This window comes from Kitasatospora sp. NPDC004669 (assembly GCF_040609455.1).
Taxonomy (GTDB): domain Bacteria; phylum Actinomycetota; class Actinomycetes; order Streptomycetales; family Streptomycetaceae; genus Kitasatospora.
The window spans coordinates 1-1,064 of sequence record NZ_JBEXKB010000233.1 but is presented as its reverse complement, the minus strand read 5'-3'; the positions used below and the strand labels follow the sequence as shown (position 1 = coordinate 1,064).

General features: G+C 57.7%; 1 rRNA gene. It reads left to right on the top strand.

The features are described 5' to 3' along the window. Nucleotides 1-957, top strand: a 23S ribosomal RNA gene (locus ABZW30_RS47080); the annotation flags it as partial. Nucleotides 958-1,064: the final 107 nt, after the last annotated feature.

The window sequence follows — 1,064 nt, the reverse complement described above, 5'->3', positions numbered from 1 at the left end:
CAGCTTGCTGGCGGGCCGTGACTGCGTGCCTTTTGAAGAATGAGCCTGCGAGTTTGCGGTGTGTAGCGAGGTTAACCCGTGTGGGGTAGCCGTAGCGAAAGCGAGTCCGAATAGGGCGTTTGAGTTGCATGCCCAAGACCCGAAGCGGAGTGATCTAGCCATGGGCAGGTTGAAGCGCGGGTAAGACCGTGTGGAGGACCGAACCCACCAGGGTTGAAAACCTGGGGGATGACCTGTGGTTAGGGGTGAAAGGCCAATCAAACTCCGTGATAGCTGGTTCTCCCCGAAATGCATTTAGGTGCAGCGTCACGTGTTTCTTGCCGGAGGTAGAGCACTGGATAGGCGATGGGCCTCACCGGGTTACTGACCTTAGCCAAACTCCGAATGCCGGTAAGTGAGAGCGTGGCAGTGAGACTGTGGGGGATAAGCTCCATGGTCGAGAGGGAAACAGCCCAGAACACCGACTAAGGTCCCTAAGCGTGTGCTAAGTGGGAAAGGATGTGGAGTCGCAGAGACAACCAGGAGGTTGGCTTAGAAGCAGCCACCCTTGAAAGAGTGCGTAATAGCTCACTGGTCAAGTGATTCCGCGCCGACAATGTAGCGGGGCTCAAGCACATCACCGAAGTCGTGTCATTGCAGCGTGAAGACCTAACGGTTGCTGTGATGGGTAGGGGAGCGTCGTGTGCCGGGTGAAGCGGCCGAGGAATCGAGTCGTGGACGGTATACGAGTGAGAATGCAGGCATGAGTAGCGATACAAGAGTGGGAAACTCTTGCGCCGATTGACCAAGGGTTCCTGGGTCAAGCTGATCTGCCCAGGGTAAGTCGGGACCTAAGGCGAGGCCGACAGGCGTAGTCGATGGACAACGGGTTGATATTCCCGTACCCGCTTTGAAGCGCCAACGCTGAACCAGGTAATGCTAAGGCCGTGAAGCCGTCCCGGAGCCTTCGGGCAAAGGGAAGTGGTGGAGCCGCTGAACCAAGTCTGCAGTAGGTGAGCGATGGGGTGACGCAGGAAGGTAGTCCAGCCCGGGCGGTGGTTGTCCCGGGGTAAGGGTGTAGGACG